Source organism: Devosia sp. P2_G7 (assembly GCF_056403495.1).
Genome location: NZ_JBFUFI010000003.1, coordinates 1 through 26,357 on the forward strand (window position 1 = coordinate 1; position 26,357 = coordinate 26,357).

The following is a 26,357-nucleotide window of genomic DNA, read 5'->3' on the forward strand; positions in this document are numbered from 1 at the left end:
CAGTATCGAGGGGCCGACGAAATCGATGCCCACTCCCATGGTTACGCCCTCAAGCGTGTGGTTGCCGAAGCGGTACCCGAGCCCAGAGTCTCCAGCAGTCGTGATGCCCAGGCCGTCGATCCGGCGATTGTGCGTCATCGCCGGCCATATCTCGGCGGCATGTCGCTTTTGAACGGGTGGAACCTCACCTTCCGCGCGCAACTGCCAGCCCATTGATCAACCCCGCCTCCGCAAGAACCAGTATCGGCGGCTAACGCGAGGAATCACGACGACTACGAAGGGCTGGAGTGTTAGACGATAGAGCCTGTGGGCGGACAGCCAACGAGCGAAGATTGCTCTTCTTGGAGCCGAAACGGAGACCGCCGCAGCAGCTGAAGACTCCTGACCCGCAGCTTTGCGCGGCTCTTCGGAATTGGGTCGGCCGGCTCGCCCGCGGCCGACCGGGATTGGGAAGGGCGATTGAGGGCAGTGCGCTAGCCGCGTTGCTGGCGGTCTCAGCGCAACAGTCCGTCGCGTTCGAACTCCGTCCAGCCGCGAAGCTTGAATCGATCTTCGTCGGCTGGGCTGTCCGATCGGTGCGATCGCTCGGTATCATTCTTGCGGGCTCGCGTGAGCTTCGCCTTCCAAGCGGCTTTGCGCCGGTTTTCAGCGGCTTTCACAGCGTCGTCCTCGCGCCAAGCGTCGATCAGTCCACTATCTAGGATGTCCTCGACCACACGAGGGTCGAAAACGTGGAAGGTTACCTTCTTGGCGCGGCCGCGAAGTTTTACCGTGCGTGTCCCAGCGCTCGGTAGCCGACCGTCCTTAAGCCATCGATGCCTCTCGGTGGTGGAGATCCCCAAGATATCTTCGATCTCGCGCGGGATCACCGGTCGGCTCTCGATGCCCTCAAGTGCCTTGGAGACAATCGCCGACGCTGCCGAAAACTGCTTGGATGCGCCTTCAGCCATATGGAGCGTGAGTTCTCCCATCTTCACCGTAAGTGACTTTCGGATCGCCACAGGTAGATGGGCGCGAATCTCAAGGTAGATGCCCTGAGATCGGATCGATGAGCCCAGCCTGGCGGCAGAAGGCAGCGTCCAAACCTCGATCAACTCCGCGGCGATATTTGCTTTCGTGCCCATGCGCTTCAGGTAGGACCTCCCGGGCGCTGCTACAATGAGACAGCCACGGTCCCCAGGCGATCGCCGTTCACAGTTGGTTCAGTCCATACGAGAGGGAACATGGGCGCTTCCCGGCCGTTGTCCGATCACAGACGGAGGTCGCGAATTGGCAGCTCGAGCAATCTGGAAGGGTGTTATCAAAATCGCTGAGATCGTGTGTCCGGTCTCGATGTACGCAGCGGCATCGCAGTCCGAACGCATCTCGTTGCACATAGTCAATCGCAGCACCGGAAATCGGCTCAAGCGGCTCTATGTGGACGAGAAAACGGACAAGCCGGTCGAGCACGACGATCAGGTGAAGGGCTATGAAACCAGCGACGGCCAATACGTGGTGCTGGAGCCTGAGGAAATCGCCGCTGCCGTGCCGAACAGTGACAAAGCTCTCACCGTCGACCGCTTCATTGCCTGCAACAAGATCGAGCCCACGTATTTCGACAAGCCCTATTACCTGCTGCCAACCACCGACATCGGGAACGAAACCTTCGTCCTGATCCGCGAAGCTCTGCGACAGCGAAAGGTCGCGGCGATCGCGCATGCTGTATTATTCCGACGGCTCAGGCCGGTTCTGATCCGCGCGCACCACGATGGATTGATCGCAACTACGCTAAACTTCGACTACGAGGTCCGATCGGCTTCCGACGCCTTTAAGGAAATCAAGAAGAGGAAAATCGAGCCCGAAATGCTGGACCTAGCCAAGCATATCCTTCAGACGAAGGCTGGCGAGTTCGACCCGAGCAAGTTCGACGACCGCTACGAGCAGGCCTTGGCTGACCTGGTGCAGGCCAAGATCAACGGCAAGACGATTGTGCCGCTTCGTCCGCCCGAGCCAACCAAGAAGAACGACCTGCTCGAAGCGCTACGGCTGAGCGCCGGCGCCAAGGGCGAGGCGGCGCCACGTCGGTCTGTCGGCAAGTCGAAGGCGAAGAAAACGGCCCCGCCGAGAAAAGCCGCCCCAGCCCGGCGGAAGGCGGGTTAACGACCGCCCTTGGCGTTCTGAGCCGGCTTGTTCTCGAGGCTCTTCTTCAAGGCAGCCATCAGGTTGATGACGTTGGTAGGGGCCTCGGTCTCAGGTTCAGCGTCCGTCTTGGCAGGCTTCGACTTCCGCTTGGGGGACTCCTTGGCCTTGATGATCTCTTTCAGCTTCGCCTGCACGGGATCCTTGACCATATCCTTGTTCCAGGCGGCTGTGCGCTCCTCGATGATCTTCTCGACCATCGCCAGCATTTTTTTGTCGGGCTTTGCTTCGTCGACCTTCTCGAAATACTCGTCTTCGTCGCGCACTTCGTCGCCGAAGCGGAGCGTCCAGAGCAATATGCCAGTGTCCCAAGGCTGCAGCATCACGGCGCGCTCGCGATTGCCGAGTACGAGGCGCGAGATTCCCATCACATTCTGTTCAGCCATCGCCTCGCGAATGACGGAAAAGGCCTCTTCGCCCACCTCGTCGGCCGGCACCACGAAATACGGGGTATCGAAGTAGGTCCACTCCACGGTGTCGGCCTCGACGAATTCGTCGATGTCGATCGTACGGACGCTGTCGAGCTTCACAGCGTCCAACTCCTCGTCCTCCAGGATGACGTACTCGTCTTCTGCTTTCTCGTAGGCTTTCACCTGGTGATCGTCATCGACGGTCTTGCCGGTCTCGGCGTCGACATATCGCGTGTAGATCCGATCTCCCGTGGTACGGTTCAGTGTGTGAAAACGAACGCGATTGCCCTCGGTCGTTGCCGGGGAGAGCGTCACCGCACACGTTACAAGAGACAACTTCAGATAGCCTTTCCAGTATGGACGAACTGCCATAATCACCTCCATCAAACCACGGGGCAACGCTTGATGGGGACTGTTGTTCCGACTGTCCGGGATGGGAACGGCGGGTTGCGGGTGGTGCGCTAGAACGGGGACGGCTCGGGCGGAGCGGGCGGGTCTTCCTTCGGCCCGATCGACACTACGCGAAGTCCCGGCGGTAGGGCGCGCTCCAGTTGTTGGGCCTTCTCCCTCGGCGCTGTCATCCAGCTTTCGATCTCTTCGGGCGTCGTGAGGGTCACCGGCATGGCATCGGGCTTGGCCAAGCCGATTGCCGATTGACCGGGGTTCCCTTCCCTGAAACGATAGTTACGGGGAAAGTAAAAGTATCTCAAGCGGATTGGCTATTCGTAATAGTTCTATTTCTAGGCGCTTGATCGACAGCATCAGCTGGTCGAAGGGGTTCAACGTGATCGGCTTGAACGGAGTCTCCATCAGCGCGTTGTCGGACACGATCAGCGCGATATATGACTGTGCGCTCGATCCTCATCGATGGCCCGACACTTGCCGAATGATTGCCGATCTGTGTGAGAGCACAGGAGGTGGAATATGTGTGCATGATAAGCGACATATGCAAAATGATCAGTTTTTTGTGTTCGGATACCAGCCAGAATTTCTTGAAAAGTTGGGAAGCCAATACGCAGAAAGTCCGATGGCAGCAGCGGATGTCGTCGCGAAAATCGGCCACGTTAGCGCCCTCTCTATGGAAGGCCTCGAGTTACTCGAAAGTCGGTTCCATAGAGAAGTACTAAAGCCGTTCGGACTGCTGGATATGATCTGGTTTCCGGCGTTGAGAACCGGGGGCCGTGTGGCCTCGATGCACGCCTCCAGGGGCGAGAATGCTCGGCATTACCAACAGATCGAGATCGGCCTGTTCAAGCTACTCTCACCGCATGTCTGCCGCGCACTCACGATCTCCGATGTGCTCGATATCAAGGCCCTGAGGTCGGGGATGCTGGAAGGGACGCTTGATGTTCTTGTCGCAGGTGTTTTCCTCACTGCGCGGTATGGCCGCGTAGTCTATATGAACGCCGCTGCCGAGCGCCAAGTCACAACCGGCGGTGCCATTCGCATCGTGAACAACCGGATTTTTCCCACCGATCCCGGGCGAAGCGCTCGGGGGACGGCCGGTATTGGCGCTAAGCGGACCTCATTCGGGAGGCAACGACCCGACACGATGATCAACGACTGAAAAATGCTACTTGATTGAATCGACATCGTCGGCCCGCCGCTGGCCTGGCATACTGTACTACGCGCCGGGACGCCTCCGGACACACGAATTTGAAAAGGCCCGGGCATTTGCTCGGACCCTTTCGGGTCGGGGCTAGGGCGTTACCACCGCGTGAAGCGGCTGGAACGTCACCTTGGGGTGAATGCCCGCCGGCAGGCTCGGTGCAACGTGGGTCGCAAAGAACTGCGTCGAGTTCTCCCTGGCCTCCCATACCTCGATCACACGCCAGCCGGTCTCGGTCTGGTGCGCGCTGTGCATCAGAAAGCCGGGGGCGCTCTTCATCGCTTCCGAGACCGCCTTGAGCGTTGCTTCATAGCCTGCCGGCGTCTGGCCGGCGATTTCGGCGATCATCATGATGGCCATCTTGTTACTCCGTGTTGGTAGTGTCAGCCGGCAAAGCCGCCGGCATCGAGAAAGGCCTGCTCCTCGTCGGTCGTCGGCCGGCCGAGGATGGCGTTGCGGTGCGGGAAGCGCCCGAAGCGCTGGATGATCTCGCGGTGGTGCTGCGCTCGGACCGAATGGGGCGGGCCGAGGTGCCAACTGAGTCGCACCGAGCGGTCCTGGTCGACCATGTCCTCCGAGTGCGCGAAGGGCAGGTAGAAAAACATGCGCAGCGCAGCTTCCACCGCGAGGTCGTATCCCCAGTCAACTGCCGCGGTCGCCACGTGTCGCGCGAGGGGGTCGGTGGTGTACATGCACGGCGTGCCGCGGAAGGCGTTGCGCGGGAATTGGTCGAGCAACAGTACCAGGGCAAGTGCGCCATAGGGCGCATCTGCCCAGTCGGCCAGCTCATCGCGCGCGGCCATCTCGTGCAGGCCGAGGAAGCGGGATCGAAACCGTTCGTCGAAGGCTGTGTCCTTGGCGAACCAAAGTCCGGGCCCGGATTCCTTCCAGAACTCGACCATCGCGGCCGCGTCACCAGGAATATCCGGGTATGGCCGGGTGGCGACGTCCGCGGGGGTTTTTCTCAGCGCGAGCGCTTGGCGGAAGGCCATCATCCTGAGAACCCTCCGTTGCGGAGGAACAATTCCACGTCTGAGAGCGCTTCCTGCTTGGCTAGCTTGCATGCAGGGCGGCGAGGCCGCTTGGGAGCGGCGACGTCGGGACGGGAGACATAGTCTCGCGTCGCGATGCGATCGCCGACAAGCATCAGGTTCTTGTACATTCGTTAGGTTCCAGTTGATCGCCCAACCCGCGGTCGTCTGATTGCCAGATTGCCGTATACTGAAGCCAGTGATATGATTTCAGTATTATGCTGCATGAAATTGATCTCTCTCGTATCGATCTGAACCTGCTGGTGCTTTTCGAGGTCGTGCTCGATGAACTCAACGTGGGGCGAGCTGCCCTGCGGCTCAATTTGTCGCCCTCGGCGGTCAGTCACGGGCTCGGCCGGCTGCGTTCGCAACTGAACGATCCACTGTTCCTGAAGACGCCCAAGGGTGTGGTCGCCACCGAGCGGGCGCTGACCCTGGCTGAGCCGGTGGCCGATATTCTCGGGCGCGTGCGGCGCGTCATGGCCACGGCAGAACCGTTCGATCCGCTGACCTCACGGCGCCGGTTCATCATCGGCTCGCCGGACGGTAGCGCCATCGTGCCGCTGCCGATGCTGCTCGCCGAGCTCGCGGCCAAGGCGCCGGGCATCGATATTGGCACACGCCAACTCATGCCCGATCCCGCACAGCTGCGGCCGTGGGATCCGGTGTTCGAGGAACTGGACGCCCGGCGCGTCGATATCGCGGCGATCACCTTTGGTGAGGTGCCGTCACGCTTCGTCGCCCGACCGCTCTACACCGACGAATTCGTCGTCGTTGCGCGCAAGGGGCATCCGTTCCTTGCAGAGCCCACGCTCGATGCCTATTGCGCGGCCAACCACGTGGTCGTCTCGGGCCGTGCCGACCCCGCGAGCTATACCGGCGAAGTTCTGGCATCGCTCGGCCGGTCGCGCCGCGTGCAACTTACCGTGCCGCTTTTCGTCGTGGCGCTGGCTACGATCGCGGAGTCGGACCTCATCGGCTCCATGCCTAAGCGGCTCATCGCGACCCTCTCCGATCGCTTCGGGCTGGCCACAGCACCCCTGCCGTTCAATCACGGGCCGCCAAGCCAGGTGAGCCTCGTTGTGCCGCGCGTAGCGCTGATGGACGTCGGGCTCGCCTGGCTCGTCGGCCGGATCGAGCAGCTCGTCATGGAAACCGTCGCCGCGTGAGCGTTGCCAGCCGTCCTCGCCTCGACAGATTTGCAGAGCCGTCGCCCAATAGCTTTCTGAGCGACCACTTGTGGCGCACAGCGGACGTCGGCGACCGTCCGAGGGAAGGCAGGGTGGGGCTGGTGGTAGACTGTTTACAACAGGGGACGCCTGACGAGCAGCGCACCTACCGCCGATGGATGACCGGAGCCACTTCTGGCCCAAAGCGGCCGTCGAGAACTGGGCAACTCCGCCCCGTACGAGGCACTCCGATCAACTCCCTCGTGTCGCCCTCCTTCGGTCAGTGCGCCCAGGCATCCTAGTCGAGTTCGATGATGCTGCATCCATAGGCCGGCAGCGACAGCTTACCGCCGCGTACTTTGCCGTCGCCGAGCAAGTTCTTGCCCGCAGGCACATTACCGATGCTTGCCAGCTCACCCATCGTATTGAGGATGAAAAGCAGGCGGCGGTCCTTGCTCTCGCGGATGGTCGCTTCGACGCCGGCCGGCATGTCGGCGATGAGCGGCACAATACCGGCGGGCGCCAGCACTTGATCGGCCAGCACCTCGACCAGAGCATCGCTGAGGTACGTGCCTAGGTAGATCACCTGGCCCTTGCCGACCCTACGGGAGGTCATTGCGGCCACGCCCTCGGCGAAGCGGTTCGCCCAGCGGCCGATTACCCTGGTGCCGGGGGCGACGTTAAGCAGCTCGTAAAGATGCGCCGCCGTCACCTGCGCATTCCCGATCTTGAGCTCATATTGGCGGCTCGCCGAAGTCGCCGGCAGCTTTTCGCGGACCGAGTTGGCGCCGAAGCGACCGCCATGCGCGAAAAGCCCATCGCCGCCGACCGGCGTCAAACGTCCGAACTCCTCGACCGTGATACCGGCCAGCGCCGAGAGCGTCTTGCCCGGCGAGGTCTCGCGGATGACGTGGTTGTTGACGTCGCGCGATCCGGTGCGACCGCCGAGGATCACCGTTCCACCGGCCTTGGCGAAGGCCTCGATGCGCGCCGTCCACGCATCGGTCCATTTCAGCCAATGCGGCACATAGAGTGCCTTGAGTTTCGACAGATCGTCCTCTGGATGGATGAAGCCGCAGGCGATGTTGTGCCGGTAGCAATAGCGATGCAGAAGCGTCGCATCGTCCTGCGGGCTCGGCAGGCCGATGGGGTAGGAGCGGTGCATCTCCTGATTGTCGAAATCTGATCCGGCGATGCCCAAATCCATGCGCACATGGGTGCCAAGGATCTTGTCTTTGAGCGCCGTAACCTCACCCGCAAACTGCTTGGCCTCGTCATAGCGGCGGCGAGGGATGTCGTCGTGATCGATGATGCCCATCCAGTAGATCTCGGCGCCGAAATGTGCCGGCCGCCAGCGGAAGAACATCACGCCATCGGCGCCGCGCGCCACCGAGGTGTAGGCCATGCGGCGCATCTCGCCGGGTTCGGGCGTCAGTGTCGAAAAGTTCGGCTGTGCGCCGAAGCCAGATTGCTGCTCGGGCACAATGAAATTGCCGGTGAAGCCGCGGCAGATATCGAGTTGAAGCGCCTGCGCTTCGCCGACGCCGCCGACACGCTGCTTCTCGTCATCAAGATACGGGTAGATATCGAAGCCGAGGAAATCGAGATCGGTCGAGAACTCGCCACGGAAGTCGATGTCGTCGATGCGGCCCAGATTGTGGAAAACGAACCAGTCGGAATTGGTGGCGCGCAGGATCAGCACCTGATCGTGCTGGAACCGCGCCGTGACGAAGGCGAGGAAGCGGTGATAGTCGACCACATGGGTCGGCCCGACCGGGGCAGGGGCGTAGTCGAAGGGCAGCACCACCTGATCGAAATCGTCGTAGGCGGTGGCCCAGAAATGCCCGCCCCACGCATCGTTGAGCGCGGCGATAGTCTTGTACTTGTCCTTAAGGAAGGCCTGGAACTCGAGCAGCGTTACCGGTCCGTAGGACAGCGACCCGGAAGTGTTGAGCTCGTTGTCCGTCTGCCAGCCGATGATGTGCGAATTGCCGCGATAATGCTCGGCCATCGCCTTAGTGATGCGCTTCGAATGCTCGCGGAACACTCCGCTCGCAAGATTGGCGTGCTGGCGCGAACCATGGCTCATGGCGCGGCCATTGGCATCGACGCGCAATACTTCGGGATAGCGCGCCGTCAGCCAGCGCGGGGGCGTCGCCGTCGGCGTGCACATGATGGTCTTGATGCCGGCTTTGCCCAGCACATCTATGGCCCGGTCGAACAAATCGAAATCGAACGCCCCCTCATGCGGCTCTAGAATGTGCCAGGCGAATTCCGCAAGTCGCACCGCGTTGAAGCCCGCGGCTGCCATGCGGTCGGCGTCGCGCTGCCAATAGCTCTCATCGACATGCTCCGGGTAATGTGGGGCACCGACGAGGAAAGTGTCGGTCGCGATCGGCCGCCAGACAGAGAGCGGCGCGGATTTCGAGGCAGTCGTCATAGTCGGAAAACTCCAGGCGATAGTCTATTTGATGGCGCCGGCGGTGAGGCCGCCCTGCCAGAACCGCTGCAGCAGCAGGAACACCACGATGACCGGGATGATGCTGACCAGCGCGCCGGTGATGACGATCGAGAACAGCACCTGTCCGCCGCCACCGCCCTGCTGCGCGAGTTGATACCAGGTCGCAAGGCCCACCGTGATCGGCTGATACTCCTGCGAGCGCAGGACGATCAGCGGCAGGAAGTAGTTGTTCCAGGTCCCGACGAACGAGAGCAGCGCCACGGTCACCATGCCCGGCGCCACCAGCCGAAGCACGATGGCGCGGAAGATCATGAACTCGCCGGCGCCATCGATACGCGCGGCGTCGAGCAGTTCGTCATCGACGCCCTGTTCGATATAGACGCGCATCAGATAGACACCGATCGGCGAGATCATCGAGGGCAGGATCACGCCCAGGGGATTGTCGCTGAGACCCGAAAGCGCCAGCAGCAGGAAGATCGGCACCACTAGGGCCGTCTGCGGGACAAACACCGCGCCCAGCACGAGCCCAAAGGTCAGATTTCGGCCGCGGAACTTGAACTTCGCGAACGCGTAGCCCGCCGCTGTTGCCAGCAGCGCCGCACCTGCCCCCGAAATGGTCGAGTAGAGCACGCTGTTGCCCATCCAACGCAGGAACATGCCATTGTCGCGCGAGAACAGATCGACCAGATTCTGCCAGAGGTTGAACTCGGTGCCGAAGCCGAAGCCGAACGTGGCGAACAGGTCGCCATTTGTTTTGGTTGCCGATAGGACCAGGTAGAGCAGCGGCGCGAGGCTGTAGACGAGGAACAGTGACAACAGCAGCGTGAGCATGATCCGAGAGCGCTGCCGTTCGCCGGGCAGGCGCCTGGCAACTTCGAAAGTGGCGATGTCGGTGGTCGCAGTCATCATTGCTCCGGCCGACGGCGGTTGGTGATCAGGGTGAAGATGTAGGAGGCACCGGCGATCACGATGCCAAGCACGAATGAGACGGCGGCTGCATAGCCATACTGCTGGTTCTGAGTCGCCAGCGAATAGGCATAGAGGTTCGGCGTGTAGCTCGAATTGATGGTGTTTCTGGCGAGCGCGCGCATCAAATACGGCTCATTGAACAGCTGCAGTGTGCCATTGATCGAAAAGATGATGGTGAGCAGGATCGCCGGCCACAGCAGCGGCAGCTGGATGAGCCGCGCAAATTGCCAGGGCGAGGCGCCATCTATCCGCGAGGCCTCGGCGAGGTCCGACGGGATCGCCTTCAGCGCGGCGTAATAGATCACCATATTATAGCCGACATATTCCCACGTCGCGATATTGGCCAACGAGAAGATCATCGCGCCCGGCGACAGGAAGTCCGGCGGTGGCAGGTTGAACGCCTTGGCCATCTGCGTGAACGGGCCGAAGGTAGGGCCGTAAAGATAACCCCAGATGATCGTCGCGATTACGCTCGGCACGGCGTACGGGAGGAAGAAGCCGAGCCGGAAGACGCCCTTGGCATAGATCTGGCCACGATCGAGCACGATGGCGAACAGCAGAGCGAGACCCAGCATGATCGGCACCTGGACGATCCCGAAGATAACGAGGTTCCAGACGCCGCCCCAGAACTTCGCGTCGCCCGCCACCTTGATATAGGCCGCGGTAGCGGCAAACTGTCGGCCACCGACAAGCGTGTCGCGGAACAGGCTCATGTAGAACGCATACACAAGTGGCGCGACGATGAAGGCGATGAACAGCAGCAAGAATGGCGCCAAGAAGAGATAGGGCGCGAGCTTTCGTGACGTAAAACCGCCCGATCGCGCTGGGTGCGTCGTAGCGGCTGGCGTATTCGACATTGCCATGGTCCCCCGTCCGGCAAGATGAAGAGATCGGGCGCGCCGATCAGGCGCGCCCGGCCGTTGCCCGGGAGAACTTAGGCTACGGTAAAGCCTTGTTCCTTCGCGTAGGTGACCACGGCGTCCTGGATACGGTCGAACGCATCCGACAGAGTGCCGTTACCGCTGAGCGAGGCGCCGAATTCATCAGACATCGACTGGTACAAGAAGCTCTGGAACGGGCTCCATTCAAACGGCGTCACAGCATTCGACGACTTGGCGAACACCTTGTTCACTTCCTGTCCGCCGTAGAAATCCATCTTGTTGCCCGCCCATTCCGGGCTCGACAGCAGCGCGTTGGTGGTGGGGAAGAAGAATTGCTTGGTGGTGTAGAGCTTTGTGGCTTCGGGATCCCTGCACAGCCAGATCGCGACTTCGGCGGCCTCAGGCAGATGCTGGGTCGCTTTCAGCACGGCCAGTGATGAGCCACCCCAAGCGCCGGTCGCGAACTTGCTCGCGTCCCACTGCGGCAGATCGGCGGCACGCCACTGGCCCGCGCTGGTCTTGGCGAACGAGGTCAGGAACACCGGACCCCAGCCCGCGGTGAGCCAGGTGGCATAGCGGCCCGAGTCGAGGCCGGTGTACCACTCATTGTTGAAGCCCGGCTTGGTCTCGATGACACCGGCGGAAATAAGGTCCTGCCAATAGGCGGCGAAGTCCTTAGAAATCTTGTCGTTGATGTTGATCACGAGCTTGTCGCCATCGCGGCTGACCGGCTTCCAGCCCATCGGCCACAGCAGAGCATTGACCCAGTCGCCTGAGCTGAACAGCGCGTCCGTCAGGTAGACATTGGGATCCGCCGCATGCAGCTTCTTGGCCGCATCGGCAAACTCGGCCCAGGTCGTGGGCGGCGTGATCCCATGCTTGTCGAAGACGTCCTTGCGATAGAGCATCGCCATGGGACCGGTATCCTGCGGCATGGCGTTGACCACATCGCCCTTGCCGAGTTGGCTCCATGTGCCTTCTGGGAACTCCGCCTTGTGCGGGTTTGCCCACTGGCCGATGTCGGCGAAAGCGTCCAACTGGCGGAAGCTCTCGAGGTGCTGAAATTCGATTTGCACGACGTCGGGCAGGCCGCTGCCCCCCTGCAGGCCCGCACGGACCGCCTGATACTCCGGGTCGCCCTGGCCGGCATTCACGAGTTCGACCTGGATGCCCGGATGCGCGGCGTTGAACATATCGACCTGAAGCTGGAGATCCGGCACCCACGACCACAGCACCACCTTCACGGGCTCCTGCGCCCGCACTGCCGCCGGCAGGGCCGCAACCGCGAGCCCAGCACCCGCAACTTTCAAGAAGTCACGACGCTGCATCGTCCGCCCAAGCGGATTGAAAATCTTCGTCATTGAAGTCCTCCCACGAAAGATGCGCTCCCACACGGCGTAGGGCGCATTTTTTCTTTCAGTTAGAAACTTAATGCCGAGATTCCGTCGATGTCAATCGCGAACGATTGATCTTCAGTCGGCCATCGCGAGGCTGTTGGCAGGGTTGAGCGTGGTCGCATCGAGCACTAGGCGCACCGCTCCAAGCACGATGTCGCGGTGCCCCAGCGCGCCTATCACGAGGCGCGGCGGGTCGTACACATTGCCTTTGAGGCGATGCCGCAGCACATCGAGCACCAGATCACCGCCGCCGACGACCCGGCCCGCCAGTACGATGATTTCGGGGTTCATGAAGGCAGCAACACTGCCCACCGCCATGGTCGCGTAGTCGAGTAGTTCGGTCACGACTGGCGCGATTTTGCCCGGCTCCCGGTCGGTGACGTCAGCCAGGGTGAGCTTCCCCGCCGCATACTGCGTGTTGGCCTCTTCGAGCATCTTGGTCGCCTGTTCGGGGATGCCGAAAAAGCGCAGCGATTGCTTGTCGCCCAGATGTTCGAACGGCCGCCCGGTGAGGAGGGGGTCATCGAGATACCAGCCGAGTTCGCCCGCCGCATGCGAGTGCCCGCCATAGAGCTTGCCGTCGATCACGACGCCCGCGCCGGCACCCGGCCCGATCGAGAGGCTCACGACGCTGTCGGCGCCACGCCCGGCCCCGAATCCCCATTCGCCTACGGCGGCGAGGTTGCGACCGTTCTCCACGACGATGGGCATCTGAAAATGCTCGCGGAGTCGCGCCCGCAACGGCATGTCGCGCCAGCCGAGCCCGAGCGTCAGCACCACTTCGCCCTCCGGCTGCCGGACGATCGAGGGCAGGCCAATGCCGATGCCGCGAATGGTCTGGCCGCGCGGGCGGGGGGCCGCCATCAGCCTGCGGATCAGGCCCACCAGCTTTTCGAAATTGCGCTCGCCATAATCGTCGGCCGTCTCGTGCATTTCTGTCTGCACGACGCCTTCCAGATTGGCCACGGCGCCGTAGAATTCGCCCTTGCCGGCCTCGATGCCGATGATCGCATGCGCCGCACCGCGAAACTTGATGCGCGCACGCGGCCGGCCTCGCGACGTTTCGTCGAAGCCGTCATAGGCGACCAAATCTTCGGCGATCAGATCCTCGATTACGCGCATTACTGTGGGCATGCTGATGTTCAGCCGCTGGGCGATACTCGAAGGTGATGCCACTCCTTCGGTGCGGATTAAATCCACTACGGCCGAACGATTGAGTCGGCGCAACAGGCTCGACGTCGTGGGCTGGCGCTTCATTGATAGACCAGTTGCAAAAGGCCGGCGGACCGGCAACGAGCGTCGGCATAGACCAGAACCGTGCCAGAGTCCGCCTTTTTCTGATGACGCCGAACGTCAGTCGCTCCGCAGTGAAAGCTACCGCGGTAGCCCGTTCGACGGTTGCGACGATCCGCGGCGTGGCGTCCAAGCCCTCCTTGGTCACTGCGTTTGAACGTGCAAATAACTGACTCCGCCTTTGGCGGAACCAACATCTATGACCGCTTTTGGCGCAAAGCGGACATTGGTGCGTCAACGACAGCCACGGCGATCAAAAATAATGGTCCACAACATTAGCACGTCACGGCCGCCCGCATGTAAAGCATGGTGCAAGCATCTCCGGGCTTCTCGCGCGTTCGATCCGGGCCTTCCGGCGTACTCAACCGTGCTGATTTCGGCGCGCCGGATGTCCGCTAATGACCCAAGCGGCCATCGCGTCTTGGCGCGCTGGGCCTCGTGTTCTAGGTTGTCCAACTCGTTCCAGGCAATTCCGGGAGTGCTAAGATGGCGTCCACATTCACCGTGCACGAGGCGTCCGGGTATGAGCAGCTCATGGGGCGATGGAGTCGCAAGCTGGCACCCGCATTCGTCGAGTTTGCGGGGCTCGCTGCCGGCGAGAAGCTGCTCGACGTCGGGTGTGGTACCGGCAGCCTGACATTTGAACTCGCCACACGAAGCGAGCCCGTCGAGATCCGAGCCATCGACTACGCTCCGGCCTTCGTCGAGGCCGCGCGGCAGGCTAATACCGATCCGCGGGTCACGATCGAACAGGCGGACGCTACTGCATTGCCCTTTGGGGATCGGACATTTGATCGTGCGATGGCGATGCTGGTATTGCACTTTGTCCCGGACACGCCGCTGGCAATCAGAGAAATGCGCCGAGTCGTCAGGCCAGGCGGTGTCGTGGCGGCGGTTGTGTGGGACCATCTTGGTGGCATGTCCGGGATGCGTATGATCGTGGACACCATCGCAATGCTGTCGGAAGGTGGGCGCCAGCTTCGCAACCGCTATGTCTTCCAGCCAATGATGCAGCCTGGCGAAATGAAACGAGCCTTTGTCGACCAGGGACTGAACAACGTGGCGGAGGACCAGTTGATGGTCCGCATGGACTACCGCGACTTCGATGACCTGTGGGCGCCCATAGCTGCCGGCGAAGGACCGCTTGGCAAGTTTGTTTGCCAACTCGAAGCAGAGGAGCTCGATAGAGCAACCGCCGCAGTTCGAGATGCATACGAAAGCGGGAGACCTGACGGCCCGCGTTCGTTCGCCAGTTTGGCGTGGGCCTGCCGCGGGATTGTTCCGTAACCGACGCCACTTCGGTGGTCCCTCCCTCGTTCGCGCGACACGGGTGTTTCCTTTTGGCGCGAAGCGGACCTCGGCCATCCAGGGCTCACTTCACGCCGAGGTGGTCGTAGTACGCGGAGGGCTCGTCGGGCTGACGACAGTCAGGCTGCCAGAGGAGGGGATGGACCTGGTGCAGGCGCTGCGCGTCGGTCCCGGCGCATCTGGCGGATCGACGGCGAAAGTCATGACGCAGCATGGACTGCTCTATGCGCAACTCGTTGCCGAGCGCAGCCTCGAGATCGCTCACTCTTACGCCGTAGCGAAAGGGCTGGGCTCGCCAAAATCCAGAACTGGATCGAGCAATCGTGGTCCGGCTACGCACTCTGATACTCTCGGAGTTCTTCAACCGTGATCCCGGCGGCCGTTGCGACCTGCTCGGGTCCAGACCCGATGACAGTCGACGGCTATGATCTCCCTTGGGCTGACGCTGGGTAGGATCGGCTGGAAAGGTCAACTTGCGAACGCCTTCGTGCGGCCTACAAACAACCTCCTGAGCACCGAAAGTTGCGGGGGGATATCGTAGTGGTTCTCTGTCTCGGGTGTATCTCGCTACGGCTCTAACTCAATCCAGACCGGAGCGTGGTCGCTTGTCTTCTCTGCTGCGCGAATTTCGCGGTCCACTCCAGCGGCGGCCAAGCGCGAAGCTAGGACAGGATTGAGCAGGAGATGATCCATTCTCAGTCCCGCGTTGCGCCCGAAGGCGTTCCGAAAGTAGTCCCAGTAGGTGTAAATCGCCTCGCCTGGGTGGAGAGCCCGCAGGGCGTCGACCCATCCCTGATCGGTCAACATGTGATAGGCCGCCCGCGTCTCCGGGAAGAACACCGCGTCTCCGACCCATCTTTCCGGGCGATAGGCGTCCAACTCGGTGGGGACCGCATTGTAGTCGCCGCACAGGGCCACGGGGCGCTTCATTCCGACGAGTGATGACGCATAGGAGTTCAGACGCTCGAACCAACTCAGCTTGTAGTCGAACCGCGGACCTGGAGCTGGGTTGCCGTTGGGCAGGTAGATGCACCCAACGATTAGTTCACCGACGGCAGCCTCAAGGTACCGGCTGTGGGTGTCGTCCGGATCTCCGGGAAGGCCTCGGCGCGTCTCCACGGGTTGTTGACCTCGCGCGAGTATCGCCACACCGTTGTAAGACTTTTGACCGTGCCAGATCGCGCCATAGCCTGCGCTTTCGATCGCGTTGATGGGAAACTTTTCGTCTGAGGTCTTCAGCTCCTGCAGGCAAACGATGTCCGGGTTCGTGGTGTCGAGCCACTGTAGGAGTAGGGGAAGCCTCCCGTTGACGCCGTTCACGTTGTAGGTCGCGATCCGCACGTCCGACCTCCAGGTCGCTGCCGACGATTCAACGTCCAGTCTGGCTCTGGTTCCCCTTGGCCGCTGGCGGTGTGGATCGGTCCGTCGAGTGCGCCTTGGCAGCTGTGTCCTGGATCTTCCGCTTGATCATCTTAATCTCGGCCTCTTTTGCTCCTCTGACCGTCCATCTTGTCACCGACAGCGCGTTGCGGAAGGGGTTTGTGGGGCATCTTAATCACCGATGAGCGTTCGCGGACATGCGTGGCAACCTCAGCGAAACCCGGTGGCGCTTGGTAACGGTTGCCATGCCGGCCATCCGAATTCGATGGAACACGATGGCACATGTCGTGGAGCGTCGGCAACGATTGGAAAGCACCTTGACGTATGTCGGTGTATCGGTGTTCCTATTTAGGCCTCTAGAGTTCTCAGGAGGCACTTTCCAATGAACCACGCAAACGAAAACACCCCGTCCGGCGATCTGCTGATGGGGGCGTCAGCGATTGCTGCACATCTCGGTATCACCCGCCGACAAACATATCGGTTGGTCTATGACGACCTCATTCCGGCCTTCAAACTTGGCGGAACGGTCGCGGCTCGCAAGTCGAGCCTGAACACTTGGTTGGAGCGGCAGGAAGCCGCCTAACCCCTTACTCCACACCAAGAGGATTTCGCATGTCGGTTGAGGCACAGCCGCTCGATCAGTCAGAACGCGACTTGTCCGAAGAGGACGCGGAACTCGTCCTTGTGTTTATGGGCAACGCGGAGCTTCGCGTCCGCTCCAGCACGGCAATCTCGATTGCCGTATCTATAGCTCGAGAAACGATTTTATGGGGCGAGTCCCGAATTACCCACAAGGACTTCGGGCGCCGGACCGGAGCATGCCGCCGTTCGATCGACAAGGCGATAAAGACACTTAGGTGCACTCGGCTGATCGAGCGCATCGGCACGACCGAAAGCGGCGTTGCGGTCTATCGCGCCGCAGTCGACGCGCGTCGCACATGAGCTGGCATAGGGTTCGAGCTGCCGACAAGCTTGCTTTTCGCGAAGACCTGCAGTCGGACCCTACGTTGACGGACCTGCAGAAGCGCATGATCTCGACCATCGCGACCAGTTGGGACAACGAGCGAATGCATTCGGAGTGCAGCCTGACGTTTATCGCCGCAGGGGCCGGCACAACGAAAAAGATGGCGCACAAGTACTCGTCGACTCTCACCACTAGCGGTCGCGTATCCATCAAAAGTCTAGCGACCCACACCGCGCCCACCATGTGGGACGTGAACTGGTGGTTTCGTGGCAGCGCTTGGGTGCGCCATAACAACGGCGGCCAACCCAGTGTCGACTGCCGGAAAGTGTACCCCGCAGATGCGGACGAGGAGTCCCCCAGGCGTGCGCAGGAGGGAGTCCCCCAGGCGTACGGAGGGGAGTCCCCCAAGCGGGGGACCAATTCCTCTTCTAAAGAAGAGTATACAGCCGCCCCGGAAGGAGCGCGCGCCGTTGGGCGCGCGCCGGGGACGGCGGAAGAAAAAGGAAACCCGCACCGTACGGCTCCTGGATTCTCGAAATGGCGGATCGTCCACGCCGAGTTCTCGGGTGCTGACAAGGAGATCTTTATTGCGCACCTGCGGAGCAGCAAGGGCCGGAAATTTGTCCTGCGCTGCAACATCGATAGCGACGAGTACGCAAGCCTGTTCAACGCCATTGACTTGGAAAACGGATCGAATGAAGCGATCGGACAGCTCGTGCAAATGTCGGTAGACCGCAGCAGTCCCAAGGAGTTTATGCGCGCCGGACCGCTGCCGTGGTTTTCGGTGACGATCATGGGTGGCGATGACACCGACGGCGGCGCCGTTGTGCGCGTTGCATACGACGACGGCCAACGGGGAAGGCTGTTTCTTACGACCGCTGATGCTGACCGATTGGCAGCCGCATGCGGCGGGCGTGACAATGCCGTTGGCGTGCGGGTTCGGTGTCGGTTGATGCCTGATGACAGCCGGGAGTTTCACTTAAGCAACGACGCGCTCGTCCCGGCGAATGACATTGGCGAGGCGGCGCTGGCCCGGTTCGGGCCTAGTCCCCCCGGCCTCGGTCTCACCGGATGTGCCCATATTCCGTAAAGAGCTCGAGTTGGAGCCCGTTTAGCCGCTCGAACTCCGCTTCGTCCCCCAACGCCTTGGCAGCTATCGCCGTATCCATCAACGCCCGGTGAAGGTAGTTCGAGTACTGCTCCTCCAACGCCTCCATCTGTGGGTGCCCCTTTGATGCTGGGACGTCGAACCCTCGACGGTCAAACGTGTCGAGGATGTGCACGCCGGCGCCGTGAACGAATCCTGAGAACGCATTGTATATGGTGGCGTCGTGCGCAATCACATTGTCCGTGGGATGCTCTCCGTGAAAGACGCGGGCGATGTAGGCTCGAACCTCCTTGCGTGAGACGCGGTCTCGCTTTTGCGTCGACAGCACAGGGTCCGAATGGTCGAACTCCTCCTGAAAGAACTCCGCCAGGAACCGCTCGTGGTTGCGTTCCGGGGGAAGGGCAAAGAGCACCGGGCCTGCAAGAAACTGGATGTCCGCCCCCGTCTCATCAAGGATGCGCATGCTCGCGCCGGCATCCATGGTCAGTCCCGCTCCCATCAGCAGATCGAGTGCTCGCAGGGCGCTGCAAAGCCTCACTAACTTCAGGAGAATGGCTTGCTGAGGTGTCTGGTCGTTGAATCTGAACGCCCGCTGGCCCGATGCTGTCTTAGACAACGCGGGGGCCGGTACTGACTTCAGCAGTTGCGATATCGCACGGTCCACCGCACTAATGATTGTCTCGACCACTGCTTCTCGATCTCGCGCCAAGATTTAGCCCCCAATTGACGAAGTGACTCACCCACCTTTGAGGAAGCTGGTCGCAATCTCCGCCATCTTGTCCGGTGCCTTACCGGCGATTGCCTCAACGAGTTGTTTTCCCCGGGTGGTCCAGTAACCGTCGGGCACCCTGGCATACTCTATGCAGGCTGCCAGCACCTCCATGCGGCGTATCCAGTCAGGGATGACCTCGCGTCGGCGCGATAGGTTGTCTTCGTGGGGGTAAGGCTTCCAGTTCTCAAGCAAGAAGGTGTAGCCAGTAAAATTGCTCGCCAAGAAGGTAAGGGTCTTCTCCCGCAGGATCCCGTGCCGGTTGATGTTGGCTCGTCCATCCATCATTACCTCAGCACCCGTCTGAGGGTTGTACTCCGGACTAACGGGCAGGACAGACGCTTCTTCAAGCCATCCACGCCATTCCGCGGTTAGTTTGTCAACTTGCTCAACAACCCAAGCCTTGTTCGGATTGATTAGGGCAAGGGGCTCCCTCGGCGGAAATCTCGCATGGTTTTTGTTTTCTCCTCGGCCACCGACGCTCGTTTTTTCTTCATAACTCAAACGACGCATATTTACGTGTGTCGGTGTATGCGGGTTCACTTTTCCCACGCGCTTTTCTAGCGCCACGGGGAACAGAGCCATGCCGAACGCAACCGCACTACGCGACGTACCAGTATTCGAAGCCGGCCGGGAGGGCATCAGCCTAGCTGAGCACTTCGACAGCCCGTCGGGCCACGATTACGCGACGATCGTCCATTTCGTTCGTGTCAGGCCACGCCAAGAGCCAGCAAACGACAACGGAATTCGGCACCCACTCGACAGAAAGCCGAACGAGAGTGCCGCTCACTGGATCGCGCGCCGCAACGTAGCCAGATCCGGTCGCCCCCTCGCTACCTATCAGCCCAGCGACCGACGCTCTCCACTCGAGGATGAGTACAGCGCGGGCCGTGTGGCCGCCTCAGAAATGAGGACGGCGGGCGAGGTCGAGGGGCTGGTGCACGTGGCCTCGCTGACCTGGCAGTGCCCGCACCCGCGTGACCTGCCGCTTGGGCGCCTCAATGCTCCGGAGCAAGCGATCTACGCGCGAGAGCTAGTCGCAAGGCTCCAGCGAGCCGCAGGACACCTTTGGCGGATCGTGGAGGAGGTGTCGGTGTTTCAGCGGCGTTCGATGACCGAGATCGGCAAAGATTTCGGCTACGGCACCGAGAAAGCAGCTACCGTCGGCCGTGAGAAAGCAATCGACGGACTGAAGTTGGTCGGTGCGGAACTAGGGCGCATCTGGTGCGAAGAGCGGGCGGCGGCATAGCCCCGGAGCCCACCTACCCCAATCTGCTATAGTTTAAGGGGTTGGTGCTTCTGCTTGTAGGCACCCATTCAATGCGCCGCTCGGCTTCCCCGCCGGGCGGCGTTTCTCATTTCCCCCATAAGACCCAACACACAGGTTTCAAATGGATGCCACCTACACGCTCGGCCGCGTAGCAAGTGCAGCCGACACGCCCACACCCGTGCTAAGTCGCTACCTTGAGCATGGAGTCATCAGACTTCGTCACGGCGACGTCGATAGTTCGACGCTGGGCATACCGCGACAGTTCGGGTTGCGACGCGTGCTGCAGGTCGCACTGACTCGAACGCTCAACAAACTCGGCGTGGCGCCGCAGCGAGCGGCAGATGCCGCGCTCGTCTGGACGGATCAGGGCGCGCCATCCTCGAACACCACCTTTCAACGTCGCGAGCGCTGCTCGCACAGGACGAGAACGGCATCACGGAACGCCGCGCTAAGCTACGCGAATTTCAGACCACGAGGCAGCAACGCATCGCCCTACATCGCCGAACTCGAGACCGCGCTTGCGACGGTGGAGTTGTCTCCATGACCAAGCGGAATTTTGACTTCAATGAGGAACTGCGCACCCGCCGCGGCGAGAGCGGCAGATCATCGCACGAACGGAACGGCGTGAGGAAAGATCCGGCATCGTCACCCAGTGTTCCAACTCGAGCGCAAGGACGAAGCCTGGGGCGAAACCATTCGCGTGTGGGCGCCATCGCATGCGCTGCTTAGGGAGCTTTAGCGTCGAGTAACCCAGATTTCCCCAAGCCTCATACAGGTAGCCCCGGCTGGTCCGTAACCCTCGAGCCAACCACTGGTGATGTTGTAGAGAGTAATCGGATCGCCAAAATCTGTCGGCTGGGAGTCCTCACAGGACTTTTCGGACACCAGTACGCTTCCACTTACAGGCTGATAGGTGGTGCTAAACGGTGACAAAAACGTAACCAGAATCTTTCCGTTTTCGGAGCTCCAGTTCCACTGCCCTGCGGCTGGAGCTCTCTGTATCTGGACTGAGAAGCGCTTCTCGCAGACCGCTTGGACATTCGGATAGATCGACGCGTCGACACCGCGCATCTCGGCGATCATGCACTCGTCGAAGGTTCGTGGTTGTGAGGAAGACCACCATAATAAGCCTCCCACCGCGACGACTACGACCGCGGCCCCGGCAAACAGAATTAGGGCGATCCATCGGAGTACAGTTCCCAAAAAAATCCCGCCCCCGTCGCAACTGCCGGAATCTGCCTAGTTGGCTATTGCTTCAGCCAGACCTCAAACCCGAGGTCAGACCACCCGCCCAAAGGGGTGAGTGGCGTCAACGGGGTGAGTGGCGTCAACGGCCGAAGGGGTGTGAGCGGTGTCAGAGGTGTTAGCGGGGTGAGCGGCGTTAGCGGGGGTAGCGTGCCGCTTGGCTGGTGGTCGCTCCCAAAAGCAACCGGTCGACCATTTCTATCCATCATGGTGGTGTGATCGGCAGGCCCCAGCCAAGTCTTCCTGCTTACGGACCAAGCATGCCCCTCAACGACAAATGCAATATAGCGCAGGTGCGTGTCGAAGATTGACCCGTCCGTGTCGAGCCAGCCAACTAATACACTACTACAGTTGAACAATGCCTCCATGGGGCCGCCTCCTTCTATCAATGACTTACCACGCTCAGTTAAGCCTGCGTAGGCCTCTTGGCCGCCGTACGGGGGGGTATGTCGATCTTTCAGACCCTTACGAGCCTACACCGGCGCCCCCCGTTCGCACGCAGTATTCCAATTCATAACCCCAGGGTGACAAATGCCGCGTCCTAAGACGCCGTATGCAAAAGCCTTTGCTTTGGGCGCGACAGAGAAGCATCGAGAGCGCTATCAGCCCCTGCCGGCGTCCCATTCGTGGACGCTGGGGCCACTAGGGGAGGCCCCAGAATGGCTGAAAGCTGACGAGGCCCGGTGCTGGCGCGCCACGGCCGAGGAGATCGACTGGCTGGATAGCTCCCACCGTGGCCTCATGACGATCGTCGCCATCTTGCGAGCTCGACTGCAAGCCGATGACGCGAGCGTCAAGATGCTCAACCTCCTTCGGCTTTGTTTGCAATCCATGGGGGCAACTCCAGCCACCGAGCACTTTGCACGGCGTGCTGAATAGCCAATAGCCGCTAGAGTAAAGGCGTTGCAGCGTTCCAGAACGCCTCGTAGGCGGCCAATTTCAGAGGAACAGCATCGCCCTCAATCTTGACGATCGTCGCCGGAGATCGAGCCGCCAGTGCATTGAGCGACTGCGTCATCATCCAGATTGTGGAGTTGTCGATCACCACGAGCCGATCGTGCAACGATCGAGGCGAGGAGAGTCGCGCCTCCAGGGGACGCTTCGCGACGTTTTGCGAGCGCCATCGGGCGACGGCCGGCGCGAACGACGGCTTTACAGAAGCGGCATCAGAGAGCAATTCCATCCGAATGCTCTCATCTGCCAAGACCGCAAAATCCGACAAGGCCTTTTCATCCATATACGGATCTATGATCCGTGCGCTGATCTTCGCCTGTCCAAGTACCTTGCCCATGGCAACCATGGCATCGAAGGGGTTTCCGGCGTTCACGAACATGCCCTGAACCGCCGCCGGCGCGGCTAACTCTGCAACTGCGAGGGCTCGGTAGAGCATGACCATAATCAGGTTGGCGTGGTCGTCGTAGTTGCCCAGATTAACAAAGTTGGTCATCGATTTGATTGCGGCAGCGTCTGCAAAGTCGCCCGTCTCACTTACAAACGCGTAGGCGCGCGCTAACCAAAGCTGGGTCTCGCTCGACACAGGGCGTGAGGCTAAGTTGGGGGCCATCTCAATGAGCCGACCTATGCTAACGTAAAGCGCCTCTGGCGTCATTTTGGCCAATTTCGCTCCCTCAATTATTGCTCCCACAAAGGGTCTCGCACGGCGCCCCGTCGCTGTCCCCGTCAAGCTTGCCGCCCCAGCTGCAATTGTGGAGGTAGTAGACAGCCTCTTCACAAGACCCGATCTTGCCGCAGGTTTTGCGCGGCTGGCAGGACCATGACCGCGCAACAAGCGCCGCAATCTGCGGCGCGACCGCAGGATTAGCCGGCGACAGGTTCTCAGCCGCCGGCGCGAGGGTCGGCATGACCACAGCAAATGCGATGGCCCAGGCCCTCATCCCTGCTTGAACTGGATTCCGCAGTTCTTGGAAATGTTCGCCTGCTCGATGGCCTGCATTTCGCCCTTCAGGCGAGCTACCTCGGCTGCGTTCCCTTTGTCACCGCCGATGAAAAACAAAGACGGCCAGAATAGGACCAGGCCAACGCCCATCATCGCTGCGTCTTTGCTCGCCTGGCTCGACTGCGCGCCTGTAGCCACCGCGGCGGCCTGCGAAACTCTAGCCGCCTCTTGCTGCAACTGCTCGCAGCTCAGGTTCTGATAGAGAATTGGAGAAACATACGCGGGCGCGATGTCCTTAGGACTTGTCGCACAGCCAGACACTAGCGCCGCAACTGCGGCGACAGCAATAGATTGCCTAATCATTTGAACCCCCATTAATTCGTTACTGATTGCGCAAATATTGGGCACACGCAAGCGACCCGACAACAATTCGTTAACGTGCGCACCTGAATCGAACGTCACCCACCGGAAATCACCAAAATGCCTCCAGACTTCGACCGCCTCGCCGCGGATCTCGTTGCCTATACAAACGACCAACTCCCAGCCGCCGTGCCTCCCCGATGAGTGACAACGCCCGCTTACTGATCGTCCTGGAAGCGCAGTCGGTAAAACTACAGCGCGAACTCGTGTCGGTCGGTCGCCAGATTGATCGCTTCGCCTCGCAGACCGATCGCCGCTTTGCCTCGATGCAGAAGAGTGCGGACGCTCGGTTTTCGGCCATTGGCCGAGTGATCGGCGGCGCCCTGTCGGTCGCGGCTGCTCAGCGCTTTCTCGACGCAAACACGAGGATCGAAAACGGCCTGAAGACCGCCGGCCTCGCCGGGGAAGAACTTACGCGCGTTTACGAGGCGCTGTTCGCAGCAGCTCAACGCAACGCGGCACCGGTGGAAGCTCTTACCCAACTGTACAGCCGCGCGTCGCTTGCTCAGAAGGAACTCGGCGTAACGAGTGAAGAGCTTCTTACCTTCACCGAAAACGTAGCCGTTGCGCTACGCGTTTCCGGCCGAAGTGCAGCCGAGTCGAGTGGCGCCCTGTTGCAGCTTTCGCAGGCGCTGGGGGGTGGTACGGTTCGGGCCGAAGAGTTCAACAGTATCATGGAGGGCGCGCTGCCAGTCGCCCAGGCCGCCGCCGCGGGGCTGGAGGAGGCCGGCGGCTCGGTGGCCAAGCTTCGCAAGCTAGTCATTGAGGGAAAAGTCTCTAGCGAGGCATTCTTCAGGGCCTTCGAGGCCGGCGCCGGGACGTTGCGCGGCAAGGTCGCAGACGCAGCGTTCACGCTGGCACAGGGGCTTACGAAGGTAGAGAACGCGGCCATCAAGACGGCCGGCCAGTTCGACGACGCAACCGGCCTCAGCGTAGCGCTTGGCGGCGCGCTGAACGATCTCGCGTCATTTGTCGGTGATGTCGGCAACGCCTTCGCCGAGAACGCAGCGCCCATTGGAGGATTCTTCAAAGCGTTGGGGGACGGTCTCGCCGGCCTCGAGCAATGGAAGACAGACTTCCGCGCGGCGCTTGGATTGTCCGGACCGGGGGGCCTTGATGACTTCTTAGATGGGACCAACCTCCTCAAGGGCCAGATCGGTTTCGCGAGCCAGCAAAAGTTTGACCCCGCCGGTGAGGGTGCCAATTTCGGTGACTTGGCGACGTTCAGAGCCCCTGCCACCGGCACAGTCTCGCTTGGCCACTTCAAGCCGCCCGTTGGCACCGGCTCCGACGCGCTGGACGGCTATGAGCGCGCCCGCAACGCCATCATCGATCAAACTGACGCCCTAGTAGCCCAGGCCGCGGCACAGGCCGCCCTCAACCCGCTCGTGAATGACTATGGCGCGGCTACCGACCGAGCTCGCATAGAATTGGACCTAATGCGGGCCGCAATCGACGCCAGGGTACCTATCGATGACAAGGTGATCGCACAAATACGGGACCTGGCCCGCGGCTATGCCATCGCGTCCGTGGAGGCGCAGAAGCTCGCGGAGTCGCAAGACAGGATACGTGAGACCGCAGGCCAGTGGCGTGACCTGTCGCGCGACGCGCTAAGCGGTCTGATCAGCGACCTGCTCGAGGCCAAGAGCGCTGGCGAAGCCCTCGGAGCAGTGTTCACGAAGATCGGCAACCAACTGCTCGATATGGGCCTAACCGCGCCTGTGGGTCAGCTTTTCACATTGGAGTTCGCCGCATGACGGCTTTCTTGGCCCTTCCCTACGCCGACCGCATCGAACTCTTGGCCGACGGCGCAACCTGCCTACCCAACGGCATGCTTATCGCCGCCACAGATAAGATCGTAGCGTCCGAATACGTGCCCTTGGCCATGGTGGGCCGCGGCAACCACGGCGACTTGCGCACGATGACGGACGCCATCCTCAAGTTGACCGCCTGCGGTTCCGTTGACGACACGATCGAGCAACTTGTCGGCGCCCTGGAAGACGTCCGCAGCGAACCCGGCGAGCCTCCTGACCAACACTCCGAGATTGTCGTTGCCGCGGTCTCGGAAACGCGCGGCCCGTGCCAGTTCATGCTGAACAGCTTCGAGGGGCGAGATCGACCGGCTTGGACCCTCATAGACCGTTCCGGCGAGATGATTGGAGGCGGCAACTTGCCGAGCAAGGCCGATATCGCGGCGGCCGGCCTTGACGCTGAGACGTTCGCCGACGGCGCGGCAGTTGGCGGGCTGGCGCTGATGGAAATTATGCGCCGGCTACCAGGCAAGGACGAAACCCGCGACGGCGCCACGGACGGCTATTGGATTGGGTGTCACGTCGACCACGCGGTGGTCAGCGCGGACGGCGTCACAGTGACCAGAATTCAGACCTGGCCGGACGAGTTGTTCAAGCTGATCGATCCGGAACCAAAGCCGCCCATTGATGTTATCGCGGCACAGGTTCAACGCCTCTAAGAACGCCAAGCCTCAATATCACTAACGCCGCACCACCCCCCGGTGCGGCGTTCTTTTTGTCACCTAGCTCTTGGCTTGGTGAATGGGTTTGGCGCTAGCGGGCGGGTGCTTCGGCAACCGTATTGCTG

29 protein-coding genes are annotated in these 26,357 nt (G+C 61.2%); 12 read left to right on the top strand and 17 right to left on the bottom strand.

Features of this window, described 5'->3' with window-relative positions:
* The coding region (locus AC1DWU_RS05990) for a hypothetical protein (RefSeq protein WP_477149072.1) at positions 1 to 216 on the top strand (216 nt) is incomplete at its 5' end.
* 278 nt (positions 217 to 494) lie between these two features.
* Here AC1DWU_RS05990 and AC1DWU_RS05995 read toward each other — a convergent pair.
* Complete coding sequence (locus tag AC1DWU_RS05995; protein WP_477149073.1) at positions 495 to 1,124, bottom strand: hypothetical protein; 630 nt, start codon at positions 1,122 to 1,124, stop codon at positions 495 to 497.
* Between the two features lie 145 nt (positions 1,125 to 1,269).
* Here AC1DWU_RS05995 and ku (AC1DWU_RS06000) point away from each other — a divergent pair, with 145 nt between their 5' ends.
* Complete coding sequence (ku, locus tag AC1DWU_RS06000; RefSeq protein ID WP_477149074.1) at positions 1,270 to 2,139, top strand: non-homologous end joining protein Ku; 870 nt, start codon at positions 1,270 to 1,272, stop codon at positions 2,137 to 2,139.
* Here the strand turns inward: ku (AC1DWU_RS06000) and ku (AC1DWU_RS06005) are convergent.
* Together ku (AC1DWU_RS06005) and AC1DWU_RS06010 are read right to left on the bottom strand one after the other, a co-directional pair.
* Positions 2,136 to 2,960 carry a non-homologous end joining protein Ku gene (ku, locus tag AC1DWU_RS06005; RefSeq protein WP_477149075.1) on the bottom strand — a complete coding sequence of 275 codons (825 nt, stop codon included), beginning with the start codon at positions 2,958 to 2,960 and terminating at the stop codon, positions 2,136 to 2,138. The two genes, ku (AC1DWU_RS06000) and ku (AC1DWU_RS06005), sit on opposite strands and share 4 nt — an antisense overlap.
* An 89-nt stretch (positions 2,961 to 3,049) precedes the next feature.
* Positions 3,050 to 3,229 (bottom strand): hypothetical protein, encoded by a 180-nt coding sequence (locus AC1DWU_RS06010; protein WP_477149076.1) that lies wholly within the window; start codon positions 3,227 to 3,229, stop codon positions 3,050 to 3,052.
* Between the two features lie 107 nt (positions 3,230 to 3,336).
* On the opposite strand from AC1DWU_RS06010, the gene AC1DWU_RS06015 reads away from it, so the two are divergent.
* The gene (locus AC1DWU_RS06015) at positions 3,337 to 4,155 is read left to right on the top strand and encodes a hypothetical protein (protein ID WP_477149077.1); all 819 of its coding nucleotides are present in this window, start codon (positions 3,337 to 3,339) and stop codon (positions 4,153 to 4,155) included.
* A 132-nt stretch (positions 4,156 to 4,287) separates the two neighbouring features.
* Here AC1DWU_RS06015 and AC1DWU_RS06020 read toward each other — a convergent pair whose 3' ends face one another.
* Both AC1DWU_RS06020 and AC1DWU_RS06025 read right to left on the bottom strand, forming a co-directional pair.
* Positions 4,288 to 4,557 carry an antibiotic biosynthesis monooxygenase family protein gene (locus AC1DWU_RS06020; protein ID WP_477149078.1) on the bottom strand — a complete coding sequence of 90 codons (270 nt, stop codon included), beginning with the start codon at positions 4,555 to 4,557 and terminating at the stop codon, positions 4,288 to 4,290.
* Between the two features lie 23 nt (positions 4,558 to 4,580).
* The gene (locus AC1DWU_RS06025) at positions 4,581 to 5,099 is read right to left on the bottom strand and encodes a DUF924 family protein (protein WP_477149407.1); all 519 of its coding nucleotides are present in this window, start codon (positions 5,097 to 5,099) and stop codon (positions 4,581 to 4,583) included.
* 347 nt (positions 5,100 to 5,446) lie between these two features.
* Between AC1DWU_RS06025 and AC1DWU_RS06030 the strand changes: the two genes are divergently transcribed.
* The gene (locus AC1DWU_RS06030) at positions 5,447 to 6,397 is read left to right on the top strand and encodes a LysR family transcriptional regulator (RefSeq protein WP_477149079.1); all 951 of its coding nucleotides are present in this window, start codon (positions 5,447 to 5,449) and stop codon (positions 6,395 to 6,397) included.
* Positions 6,398 to 6,695: 298 nt separating this feature from the next.
* Here AC1DWU_RS06030 and AC1DWU_RS06035 read toward each other — a convergent pair whose 3' ends face one another.
* From AC1DWU_RS06035 to AC1DWU_RS06055, 5 genes are all read right to left on the bottom strand, one after another.
* On the bottom strand, positions 6,696 to 8,837 hold the full coding sequence (locus AC1DWU_RS06035) for a beta-galactosidase (RefSeq protein WP_477149080.1): 2,142 nt from the start codon (positions 8,835 to 8,837) through the stop codon (positions 6,696 to 6,698).
* Positions 8,838 to 8,861: 24 nt separating this feature from the next.
* Positions 8,862 to 9,764 (bottom strand): carbohydrate ABC transporter permease, encoded by a 903-nt coding sequence (locus tag AC1DWU_RS06040; RefSeq protein WP_477149081.1) that lies wholly within the window; start codon positions 9,762 to 9,764, stop codon positions 8,862 to 8,864.
* Positions 9,764 to 10,591 (bottom strand): carbohydrate ABC transporter permease, encoded by an 828-nt coding sequence (locus AC1DWU_RS06045; protein ID WP_477149082.1) that lies wholly within the window; start codon positions 10,589 to 10,591, stop codon positions 9,764 to 9,766. Before AC1DWU_RS06045 ends, AC1DWU_RS06040 begins: the two co-directional genes overlap by 1 nt.
* Before the next feature lie 170 nt (positions 10,592 to 10,761).
* Positions 10,762 to 12,102, bottom strand: coding sequence for an ABC transporter substrate-binding protein (locus AC1DWU_RS06050; protein ID WP_477149083.1), 1,341 nt, complete (start codon positions 12,100 to 12,102; stop codon positions 10,762 to 10,764).
* 78 nt (positions 12,103 to 12,180) lie between these two features.
* Positions 12,181 to 13,398 carry an ROK family transcriptional regulator gene (locus AC1DWU_RS06055; RefSeq protein ID WP_477149084.1) on the bottom strand — a complete coding sequence of 406 codons (1,218 nt, stop codon included), beginning with the start codon at positions 13,396 to 13,398 and terminating at the stop codon, positions 12,181 to 12,183.
* Between the two features lie 486 nt (positions 13,399 to 13,884).
* Here AC1DWU_RS06055 and AC1DWU_RS06060 point away from each other — a divergent pair, with 486 nt between their 5' ends.
* The gene (locus AC1DWU_RS06060) at positions 13,885 to 14,685 is read left to right on the top strand and encodes a class I SAM-dependent methyltransferase (protein ID WP_477149085.1); all 801 of its coding nucleotides are present in this window, start codon (positions 13,885 to 13,887) and stop codon (positions 14,683 to 14,685) included.
* A gap of 85 nt (positions 14,686 to 14,770) precedes the next feature.
* Here AC1DWU_RS06060 and AC1DWU_RS06065 read toward each other — a convergent pair whose 3' ends face one another.
* Both AC1DWU_RS06065 and xth read right to left on the bottom strand, forming a co-directional pair.
* Positions 14,771 to 14,971: a hypothetical protein gene (locus AC1DWU_RS06065; protein WP_477149086.1), complete on the bottom strand. Its 201-nt coding sequence runs from the start codon at positions 14,969 to 14,971 to the stop codon at positions 14,771 to 14,773.
* Between the two features lie 302 nt (positions 14,972 to 15,273).
* Positions 15,274 to 16,047 (bottom strand): exodeoxyribonuclease III, encoded by a 774-nt coding sequence (gene xth / locus AC1DWU_RS06070; protein WP_477149087.1) that lies wholly within the window; start codon positions 16,045 to 16,047, stop codon positions 15,274 to 15,276.
* Positions 16,048 to 16,468: 421 nt separating this feature from the next.
* On the opposite strand from xth, the gene AC1DWU_RS06075 reads away from it, so the two are divergent.
* The 3 genes from AC1DWU_RS06075 to AC1DWU_RS06085 all read left to right on the top strand — a co-directional run bounded on the left by AC1DWU_RS06075 (position 16,469) and on the right by AC1DWU_RS06085 (position 18,140).
* Positions 16,469 to 16,669 carry a helix-turn-helix domain-containing protein gene (locus AC1DWU_RS06075; protein WP_477149088.1) on the top strand — a complete coding sequence of 67 codons (201 nt, stop codon included), beginning with the start codon at positions 16,469 to 16,471 and terminating at the stop codon, positions 16,667 to 16,669.
* 29 nt (positions 16,670 to 16,698) lie between these two features.
* Positions 16,699 to 17,028 carry a hypothetical protein gene (locus AC1DWU_RS06080; protein ID WP_477149089.1) on the top strand — a complete coding sequence of 110 codons (330 nt, stop codon included), beginning with the start codon at positions 16,699 to 16,701 and terminating at the stop codon, positions 17,026 to 17,028.
* An 86-nt stretch (positions 17,029 to 17,114) separates the two neighbouring features.
* Positions 17,115 to 18,140 carry a hypothetical protein gene (locus AC1DWU_RS06085; RefSeq protein ID WP_477149090.1) on the top strand — a complete coding sequence of 342 codons (1,026 nt, stop codon included), beginning with the start codon at positions 17,115 to 17,117 and terminating at the stop codon, positions 18,138 to 18,140.
* Here the strand turns inward: AC1DWU_RS06085 and AC1DWU_RS06090 are convergent.
* Positions 18,115 to 18,846: a hypothetical protein gene (locus AC1DWU_RS06090; RefSeq protein WP_477149091.1), complete on the bottom strand. Its 732-nt coding sequence runs from the start codon at positions 18,844 to 18,846 to the stop codon at positions 18,115 to 18,117. The genes AC1DWU_RS06085 and AC1DWU_RS06090 overlap by 26 nt on opposite strands.
* Before the next feature lie 48 nt (positions 18,847 to 18,894).
* A complete protein-coding gene (locus AC1DWU_RS06095; protein WP_477149092.1) occupies positions 18,895 to 19,512 on the bottom strand; it encodes a hypothetical protein in 618 nt (205 codons plus the stop codon).
* Here AC1DWU_RS06095 and AC1DWU_RS06100 point away from each other — a divergent pair.
* Positions 19,511 to 20,176 carry a hypothetical protein gene (locus AC1DWU_RS06100; RefSeq protein WP_477149093.1) on the top strand — a complete coding sequence of 222 codons (666 nt, stop codon included), beginning with the start codon at positions 19,511 to 19,513 and terminating at the stop codon, positions 20,174 to 20,176. The genes AC1DWU_RS06095 and AC1DWU_RS06100 overlap by 2 nt on opposite strands.
* Positions 20,177 to 20,318: 142 nt before the next feature.
* Positions 20,319 to 20,741, top strand: coding sequence for a hypothetical protein (locus AC1DWU_RS06105; RefSeq protein ID WP_477149094.1), 423 nt, complete (start codon positions 20,319 to 20,321; stop codon positions 20,739 to 20,741).
* Between the two features lie 703 nt (positions 20,742 to 21,444).
* Here the strand turns inward: AC1DWU_RS06105 and AC1DWU_RS06110 are convergent.
* The 3 genes from AC1DWU_RS06110 to AC1DWU_RS06120 form a co-directional block, all read right to left on the bottom strand.
* Positions 21,445 to 21,810 (bottom strand): 4-fold beta flower protein, encoded by a 366-nt coding sequence (locus AC1DWU_RS06110; protein WP_477149095.1) that lies wholly within the window; start codon positions 21,808 to 21,810, stop codon positions 21,445 to 21,447.
* Between the two features lie 521 nt (positions 21,811 to 22,331).
* A complete protein-coding gene (locus AC1DWU_RS06115; protein ID WP_477149096.1) occupies positions 22,332 to 23,060 on the bottom strand; it encodes a phosphatidylserine/phosphatidylglycerophosphate/cardiolipin synthase family protein in 729 nt (242 codons plus the stop codon).
* Positions 23,061 to 23,333: 273 nt separating this feature from the next.
* Positions 23,334 to 23,801, bottom strand: a complete 468-nt coding sequence (locus tag AC1DWU_RS06120; RefSeq protein WP_477149097.1) for a hypothetical protein — start codon at positions 23,799 to 23,801, stop codon at positions 23,334 to 23,336.
* A 98-nt stretch (positions 23,802 to 23,899) separates the two neighbouring features.
* Here AC1DWU_RS06120 and AC1DWU_RS06125 point away from each other — a divergent pair, with 98 nt between their 5' ends.
* On the top strand, positions 23,900 to 25,516 hold the full coding sequence (locus AC1DWU_RS06125; RefSeq protein WP_477149098.1) for a tape measure protein: 1,617 nt from the start codon (positions 23,900 to 23,902) through the stop codon (positions 25,514 to 25,516).
* Positions 25,513 to 26,229 (top strand): hypothetical protein, encoded by a 717-nt coding sequence (locus tag AC1DWU_RS06130; RefSeq protein WP_477149099.1) that lies wholly within the window; start codon positions 25,513 to 25,515, stop codon positions 26,227 to 26,229. Before AC1DWU_RS06125 ends, AC1DWU_RS06130 begins: the two co-directional genes overlap by 4 nt.
* Positions 26,230 to 26,357: the final 128 nt, after the last annotated feature.